Origin of the sequence: Terriglobus sp. YAF25 (genome assembly GCF_052113305.1) — a bacterium.
In the GTDB taxonomy this organism is placed as follows: Bacteria; Acidobacteriota; Terriglobia; order Terriglobales; family Acidobacteriaceae; genus Terriglobus.
Genome location: NZ_JBFRCY010000132.1, coordinates 1 through 7,722 on the forward strand (window position 1 = coordinate 1; position 7,722 = coordinate 7,722).

The following is a 7,722-nucleotide window of genomic DNA, read 5'->3' on the forward strand; positions in this document are numbered from 1 at the left end:
GGGCACGCCCCAGCCTTCAGAGCATTTCTCCTGTTGCTGGGTATCCCGCGAGGAACGTGCAGCGGCGTTTTCATTGAGGAAAACGCCCATAGATGCATCAGCCCCGCACTACACCTACAGGAGAAATGCTCTAGCATGGGGGAAAGGGATAAAAACAAACATGGCTCAGCAGCAGTCGATGATCACCACGGTCCAGCAGCATATTCTGCAGCAGCAGAAGAACTTTCCCGACGCGACGGGAACCTTCTCATGGCTGCTCTCGGGCGTCACGCTTGCGGCAAAGATGATCGAAGCCAAGATCCGCTCCGCCGGATTGAGCGACATCCTCGGGGCCTACGGACAGACGAATGTGCAGGGCGAGCAGCAGCAGAAGCTCGATGTCTACGCCAACCGCGCGATGGAGCATTGCCTCGGTCTGCGTGACAGCGTGGCCGCACTGGTGAGCGAAGAAGACGATGAGCCCGTGGTCTTCAATCGCGATGGTGAAACCGGAAAGTACATCATCGTCTTTGATCCTCTGGATGGCTCGTCGAACATCGACGTCAATGTAAACGTCGGCACGATCTTCTCCGTCTTCCGCCGTCCGCAGTGGGGCGATGTGAATACCTCGGTGTTGCAGCAGGGCATCAAGCAGGTGGCCGCCGGCTATGTGCTGTATGGGCCGTCGACAATTCTGGTCTACACCACAGGACACGGCGTACACGGGTTCACGCTCGACCAGACGATCGGTGCATTCCTCCTGAGCTGGGAGAACATGCGTATGCCGGAGTCCGGGCCGTACTACTCGGTCAACGAAGCGAATCTCGAAGAGTCGGCACCTGAGTACACACAGTTCGTGCATGACATGCGTGCCGGCAAGATCGGTGAGAAGCATGGCTCGCGCTACATCGGTTCGCTGGTGGCGGACTTCCATCGCACACTGCTGAAGGGCGGTATCTTCTTCTATCCGCCGACGACCAAGGTTCCCACTGGCAAGCTGCGGCTGATGTATGAGGCTAATCCGCTGGCGTTCATCGCGGAGCAGGCGGGCGGCATGGCGACCAATGGTATCGATCGCATCCTCGACATTAAGCCCGAAGCGATCCACCAGCGCACACCGCTGGCTATCGGCAGCAAGGTGGAAGTGGAGGCGCTGCGCAGCGCGTTGGCGAAGTAATGTTCGAAGCAGAAGTGACAGATATCCGCGAGGCATCGCGGCAGCAGGGTCGGTCTGTATGGCAGATCTCGCTTAGCCACACGGAGTTCACACCGGGAGCGACGGGCGTGTTGGAGGCCACCGCGCGCAGCGGAGCGAAGCTGGAGGTCCCGGTGTTGGAAGTAGTGCGAGACGAGGCTGGCGTGACGTGGCACGTGACCATGAAGCCGTTGCTCGAGGGAACGGTGGTTGTGGGGCGGGTGAGTGAAAGGCCAGTTGCCAGTTAACAGTTGCCAGTTGCCGGTTGGTGATTACGGAGGGATGGCTTGACTGCCATCCCTCTTTGTTTAGGGGATATGGTTCGCGCGGAAGCGCGAATGTCTTGCGCTTAAGGGGACGGCTTCAGCCCGTCCCGTATCGTGCCATCGAGAGAAAGGGGCTTTTCAGCTCCTGAGGGCAAACAAGGATTCGCGCAAAGCGCGAACGTCCCACCCATCGCGTTATCACCCCAACGAACAAGTTCGTCGGGGACCCCGATTTTGCGATGGATGGGCACCCGGTGCATGGGAAGTCTTAGAACTTGGTCTCCGGTGTGTACTCGGTGATGGCGTCTTCGCCGGCGACCAGTACGAGGCTTGCCATGCCGAGGAACAGGCCGTGTTCGACGACCCCGACCATCGTGTCCAACTGCGCTGCCAGAGCCGCAGGATCGTCGATCTGCGTCGGGTCGCAGTCGAGGATGAGATTGCCCTCGTCAGTGATGTAGTTGCCGCTGCCGTCCTTGGCCTGACGGATGCTGCTGGGGTAACCCAGCGCACGCAGACGCTCCGAAACCAGAGGCTCCGCCATGGGAATAACCTCGATCGGCAGTTTGAATTTGCCCAGCTTCTTTACGACCTTTGACGAGTCAGCCACGATGATGAATTTCTTCGAAGCGGAGGCGACGATCTTTTCGCGCAGCAGCTTGCCGCCTCCGCCTTTGATCAAGGCCAGACCGGGAGCGACCTCGTCGGCGCCATCGACGGTGACATCGGTCTCGGTCGCTTCCGTGAAGCCGATAACAGGGATACCCAGGGATGCTCCCAGCTTCGCAGAGTCTTCGGACGATGCGATGCCGCGGATCTTCAGGCCCTGCTGCACTTTTTCGCCCAGCAGCTTGATGAACAGGGTAGCGGTAGAGCCGGAGCCCAGGCCAACGACCATGCCGGGTTCAATAAAGTCGAGTGCGCGTTTGGCGGCGAGAAGCTTGAGCTCGTCCTGAGTAGGCATGGAACTAGGGTATATCCACGGCATGGCGCTTATCTTGCCGGGTGGGGACGAAGCCTCTTTATTCCAGGTTCAGATCCTTGGCTTCCATCTTGCCGTTCTGCTGTTTCATCAGGACCTGCAGCTTGCCTTCGGCTGCCTCCAGGTCCTGTTTGCATGCGGCAGAGAGCGCCATGCCCTGCTCGAAGAGCTTGACGGAGTCTTCCAGCGGCAGGTCGCCCCGCTCCAACTGTTCCACCACCGTTTCCAGCGCTTTCAGATTCTCTTCAAAGGTCGGCATCGTCTTCCTCGTTTAGAGCATTTTCCCTGTTRCYGGGTAKCCCGGAAGAGGCGTACAGCGGCGTTTYCATTGCGGAAAACGCCCATMGATGCGGAARCCCTACACTACACCTACAGGGAAAATACTCTATCCCAGCACTTCCAGCACCTGTGCGGCTGCGGTGTACTTGCCGAAGGGGGCCGAGACCTGTACGCCCTCGACCTGGGGCCGCGTGTGGGCCAGCATCTCTTGCGCGATTTTGATGCCTTCGGCGCGTGCATGGTCGGCTGAGACCTCGCCTGCCTTGTGCATGCGGAACATAATCTCGTCCGGTACGGCGACGCGAAGGTCGTTCTTCATGAACTCGGCGTTGCGCAGCGAGGTCAGCGGCCAGATGCCGGCGATGACCGGGATGCGGAACTGCTCGACGCGACGAAGGAAGGTCTCCAGCAGACGCATGTCGAAGACTGGCTGCGTGATGGCGTACTCCGCGCCTGCTTCCACCTTGAGCGCAAAGCGGTGAACTTCGTTGTCCACGTCCGGCACGCCGGGATTGGCGGCGACGCCGATGGCGAAGGCAGCGGACTCACCGATCGGGTTTTTGCCCAGGTCGAGGCCGTGGTTCAGGTTGCGGAGGATGTTTACCAGGCCGATCGCATCCACGTCGAAGACAGCGGTCGCATCCGGATAGTTCCCCAGCTTGGGCGGGTCGCCCGTCAAGCAGAGCACATTCTTCAGCCCGATGGAGGAGGCGCCCAGCATGTCTGACTGGATCGCCAGCAGGTTGCGGTCACGGCAGGTGACGTGGATCAGGGTCTCGATGCCGATCGTGTGCTGGATCTGAACGCACAGCGACTGCGCAGACATACGCGCGGAGGCGCGGGGAGAGTCCGGCACGTTGATGACGTGCACGCCCAGGTCGGCGAGCTTCTTTGCCCCGTCCAGCTCCTTCTGGCAGTTGACGCCGAGCGGCGGCACAATCTCCACCATGGATACGAACTGGCGGTTGGCAAGCAGGCCGGCGAGCTTGGAGCGTTGGCCGAAGGCCGGCGGCTGGACGGCTGCCTGGGTCTCATCGGTGACGTCGGCTTTGGCGGTCACCTGGGCGTCGATCGCGCGCAGGGCGGAGCGCATCGCCTTGATGTGGTTCGGCGTGGTGCCGCAGCATCCGCCGATGAAGGTCGCTCCCGCCTTGGCGAACTTGCGGGCGAAGCTGGCCATATATTCAGGCGAGGTCAGGTAGATGTTGCGGCCGTCGACGGCGCGCGGCAGACCGGCATTGGGCATCGCCGCCAGCGGAAGATGGGTGACGGCGCGCATGCGCTCAATCACGTCCAGAACGGCGTGCGGTCCGGAGCTGCAGTTGCAGCCCACAGCGTTAGCGCCGGCGATGGTCAGACGGGTCGCCGTTTCCTCGGCGGTGGTGCCGTCAAGGGTGTTGCCGTTGTCGTCGACCGTCACCATGACGAAGATCGGCAGATGGGGAGCAATATCCCGGGCGGCGCGCACCACAATCTCCGCTTCGGCAACCGAGGGGAAGGTCTCGGCGATCAGAAGATCGGCGCCTGCGGCAGCCAGGGCTGCGATCTGCTCGGCAAAGGCATCGTGCGCCTGCTGTACTGTGATGGTGCCCGCGGGGGCCAGACGGGCTCCCAGGGGGCCGATGGCGCCCGCGACGTAGGCATGGGTGGCCGTCTTCTCCTCGGAGTGCTGGGCCGCTTTGCGGGCCAGGGCGACACCGGCATGGTTAATGGCGGAAACCTTGTCAGCCAGGCCATAGCGCGCCAGCCGGATGGCATTGGCGCCAAAGGTGTTGGTTTCAATCATCTCCGCGCCGGCATGGAGATACTCCTCGTGAATGGAGCGGATCAGGTCAGGCTGGGAGAGGTTCAACTCGTCGTAGCAGCGGTTGATAAAGACACCGCGGGCGTACAACATGGTGCCCATCGCACCGTCACACAATACAGTGCGTCCGGGGGCGATCAGGGTCTCAAGCAAGGATTCTGAGGTCTCGACCATGGCGGATATGCTGTTTCCAGTGTAGCGGGAATGGGGCAGCCGGGCGGGCGCTTGCTTTATACTTGAGGCAAAAGTTCAGGCGGTTTTTACACCGCAGTTTGCTACCGCCGGGCGGTGGGCTGGAGTCCGTTACTTGATGAAGCGTAAGTTGTATGTTTTTGCAGCCCTGACCGCTGTGGCTATGGTGCTGAGCGCCTGCGGTGTCCGCTACTATAAGTTTCCGCAATACACCTACGCCGGACGCCCGATTCCTCCCAGTAAGTTCGCGTATCGCGTGCTCGCCTCCTACACCAGCACGCTGAGCGGAGGCCTGCAGATTCTGGACGCGCAGCGTGACCTGCGCAACAACGTCTTTGACGCGAACTCGTCCTACACGATCTCGGGCTACTCGGGGAACTCGCCGAGCCCGATCCTGAACTTCCCGGAGCAGGTCGCCGGCTACGTCTACGCCCAGGGCGACGGCTCTCTGGCAGCCATCGACTACGGTGCGGAGAAAACCGGCGGCGCGGCCGCGACGCTGATCAATAGAACTGCCGTTCCGGACGGAATCAAGGTTTCTACCGACCAGACCATGGTCTATTCGGCGCAGGAGACTGCCGGCCAGCTTCAGGTGGTGATCCGTGGCGCAACCCAGGCAAGCTATTCGCTGAACCTGCCAAACGTGAACCGGGTCTTCGCGAACCAGGGCAACACGGTGGTTCTGGCCATGCAGCGGAACGGCAACAACATCTATCGCCTGGTGAAGCTGAACAGCAACCAGGCTGTGCCTCCGGGAGCGGTGGATTGCCAGCCCTACCAGTTGCCGGTTTACTGCCTGGTGAAGGTGACGGGCTCCTTCGATCGTCCGGTCGGCGCCTACTTCTCCAATGACGGCAGCCAGGCTTACATCCTGAACTGCGGACCGGAGTGCGGGGGCACGACAGCCGGTGTCAGCTTCCTGAGCCTCAGCAACCTGACCATCTACAACATCCCGACGGTCTCGCCCGAGCCCAACTATGTGTCGCAGACGGTGGTTGTGCCGGGAGGTGTGACGGCGGCGCTGACGGATGGTTCGACGCTTTATCTCAGCGGACAGCAATTCCTGGCTGACGGGTATTGGTCGGGGAACCTCTCGACGCTGAATCTCTCCACGAAGACGGTGACCGGCAAGTACTCGATCTCTGACGGCTATCACACCAAGATGCTGTTCGGTGATGACAACACGCTCTGGATCGGATCGCAGAGCTGCGCGAACGGCGAGCGTGCCCACCAGGCGGATCTTGGCGTCACGTCCCAGGCAGCGAACTACAACTGCCTGACTCGCTTTGACCGCTCAGCCAGCTCCGTCCAGATTGTGCCGTCGGTGAACCGCAACGCCAACACCACCGTGAAGTATCCCAACCAGGATTACAACCTGTACTACTACGGTGACCTGACGGGCCTGTGCTGGGTGCAGAGCCTGCATAAGATGTACACGGCCTACGGCGGCCAGATCCATGCCTTCAACACCTCTGATGGATCGGAGATCAACAACAGCCAGATCACCATTCAGGGAACGGTTCTGGATGTGGCGTTCATGGATGCGCTGACGAACTTCGATAACTAGGGTGAGCCTTTGCCGGAAGCGCTGCCCGAGGGCAGCGCTTCTGTCTTTTGCGTAGAGGATGGGCAGCGCTGAAGGCGCTTACCCTTCCCGGGTGCCCCGCCCTCGCAACGCTAGGGTGGGTTCGGAATACCCCAGCTTCTCCGCCAGCCAGTCCTTCAACTCGGGAGAGAACGGTTCTCCAACCGTGTATGCAAAGTTCGGTTTCCCTGCCAGCAGCCTTAGCGAGACACCCTGCCATGTGGGTGCGTCCGGCTTTGCCGTCAGCAGGTAAGCGTCGGCGCGGTCCAGAACGTACTGTGCCGAGGGCTTGAAGTCGGCTGTCTCCGGCGACAGTACTGCCAGGTAGAGGTCGGGTCGCAGAAAGCGCATCACTGAGTTCGATTCCAGGATGTTGTTGGCTGACTTGGCCAGCTCGGCGCGCAGACGGGGCATCGCTTCCGCGAGTTGGCCCTGACGGGTGCGCAGCCACAGGGAGCGGGCAGCACCGGCTGCGAGATACCTGCTGGTGTCGGTACCCGAGGCCGAGTCGCGTTCTTCGCTCAGGGCAATGGTGTGGTCGGCTGTCTGGCAGTCGCATGGCTCGCCATTGGCGGAGCAGACGTTGTGACCGTACTGTGTGATCTTGACCGCGGTCCAATGCAGGGCAGGGAAGGTGCGTATCAGCTCGCAGACGGCAGAGGTCTTGCCGATGTTGCGTGTGTGTCCTCCGATAACGACCAGCACGGCTGGGCCCTAATCCTTCCGCAGTTTGGCCAGGTCTCGCAGATATTGCTTCAGAGGCTGGGCCGGACGGCCCCAGAAGACCTGGTTGGCTCCGAAGAGCTTCTTATTCGAGAGTACGCCGGCGCCGCCGCCCAGAATGACTCCGGGGCCGATAAAGGCCTTTTCTCCGATACCGACCTGGCCTCCGAGGATCGCTCCGTCTTCCACCACGGAACTTCCGGAGATGCCTGTCTGCGCCGCGATGACGACGTGCTTTCCGATCCGGCAGTTGTGCCCGATATGCACCAGGTTGTCGATCTTTGTGCCCTGGCCGATGCGGGTCTCTTCCAGAGCGCCGCGGTCGATGGTGGAGTTTGCGCCCACCTCGACGTCGTCTTCCAGGGTTAGCGTCCCTTGCTGCGGAAACAGCGTATACGCTCCGGAAGACGAGCGCGCATAGCCGAAGCCGAACGAGCCGAGTACAGCGCCGGTTTGAATGACGCAGCGTTCGCCAAGAATCGTATCCGCAAGAATGGTCACGCGAGGCCCGATCACGCAACCATCGCCGATGCTGACTCGCGCCTCAATCACGGTGTAAGGACCAATGCTTACGCCTTTCCCGATGACGGCGGTCTCATCCACGACAGCAGAGGGATGAATCTCCGTCGTCTGCGGAGCCAGGAAATGCTGCGCGGCCAGGGAAAAGGCAAGCCGCGGGTCTTTGGTCAGAACGATGCGAGGGTCGGAGATGTCGGC

Annotated in this window: 8 protein-coding genes; 3 read left to right on the top strand and 5 right to left on the bottom strand. The window is 61.2% G+C overall.

Going from position 1 to position 7,722, the window contains the following annotated elements; translation table 11 throughout:
• Positions 1 to 160: 160 nt before the first annotated feature.
• Both fbp and AB4043_RS07340 read left to right on the top strand, forming a co-directional pair.
• Positions 161 to 1,156 carry a class 1 fructose-bisphosphatase gene (gene fbp, locus AB4043_RS07335; protein ID WP_442301992.1) on the top strand — a complete coding sequence of 332 codons (996 nt, stop codon included), beginning with the start codon at positions 161 to 163 and terminating at the stop codon, positions 1,154 to 1,156.
• Positions 1,156 to 1,422, top strand: coding sequence for a hypothetical protein (locus AB4043_RS07340; RefSeq protein ID WP_442301993.1), 267 nt, complete (start codon positions 1,156 to 1,158; stop codon positions 1,420 to 1,422). The genes fbp and AB4043_RS07340 overlap by 1 nt, the downstream gene beginning before the upstream one ends.
• A gap of 286 nt (positions 1,423 to 1,708) precedes the next feature.
• Here the strand turns inward: AB4043_RS07340 and rpiA are convergent, their stop codons facing one another.
• The 3 genes from rpiA to AB4043_RS07355 all read right to left on the bottom strand — a co-directional run bounded on the left by rpiA (position 1,709) and on the right by AB4043_RS07355 (position 4,679).
• On the bottom strand, positions 1,709 to 2,404 hold the full coding sequence (gene rpiA / locus AB4043_RS07345) for a ribose-5-phosphate isomerase RpiA (protein ID WP_442301994.1): 696 nt from the start codon (positions 2,402 to 2,404) through the stop codon (positions 1,709 to 1,711).
• A 58-nt stretch (positions 2,405 to 2,462) separates the two neighbouring features.
• Complete coding sequence (gene xseB / locus AB4043_RS07350; RefSeq protein WP_147650145.1) at positions 2,463 to 2,681, bottom strand: exodeoxyribonuclease VII small subunit; 219 nt, start codon at positions 2,679 to 2,681, stop codon at positions 2,463 to 2,465.
• Positions 2,682 to 2,807: 126 nt separating this feature from the next.
• The gene (locus AB4043_RS07355) at positions 2,808 to 4,679 is read right to left on the bottom strand and encodes a bifunctional homocysteine S-methyltransferase/methylenetetrahydrofolate reductase (RefSeq protein WP_442301995.1); all 1,872 of its coding nucleotides are present in this window, start codon (positions 4,677 to 4,679) and stop codon (positions 2,808 to 2,810) included.
• Between the two features lie 136 nt (positions 4,680 to 4,815).
• Here AB4043_RS07355 and AB4043_RS07360 point away from each other — a divergent pair, with 136 nt between their 5' ends.
• Positions 4,816 to 6,264, top strand: a complete 1,449-nt coding sequence (locus AB4043_RS07360; RefSeq protein WP_442301996.1) for a hypothetical protein — start codon at positions 4,816 to 4,818, stop codon at positions 6,262 to 6,264.
• 78 nt (positions 6,265 to 6,342) lie between these two features.
• Here AB4043_RS07360 and AB4043_RS07365 read toward each other — a convergent pair whose 3' ends face one another.
• Both AB4043_RS07365 and AB4043_RS07370 read right to left on the bottom strand, forming a co-directional pair.
• Positions 6,343 to 6,987, bottom strand: a complete 645-nt coding sequence (locus AB4043_RS07365) for a hypothetical protein (RefSeq protein ID WP_442301997.1) — start codon at positions 6,985 to 6,987, stop codon at positions 6,343 to 6,345.
• Between the two features lie 9 nt (positions 6,988 to 6,996).
• Positions 6,997 to 7,722 (bottom strand): UDP-3-O-(3-hydroxymyristoyl)glucosamine N-acyltransferase (locus tag AB4043_RS07370; RefSeq protein ID WP_442306765.1); only part of this gene is annotated, 726 nt, incomplete at its 5' end.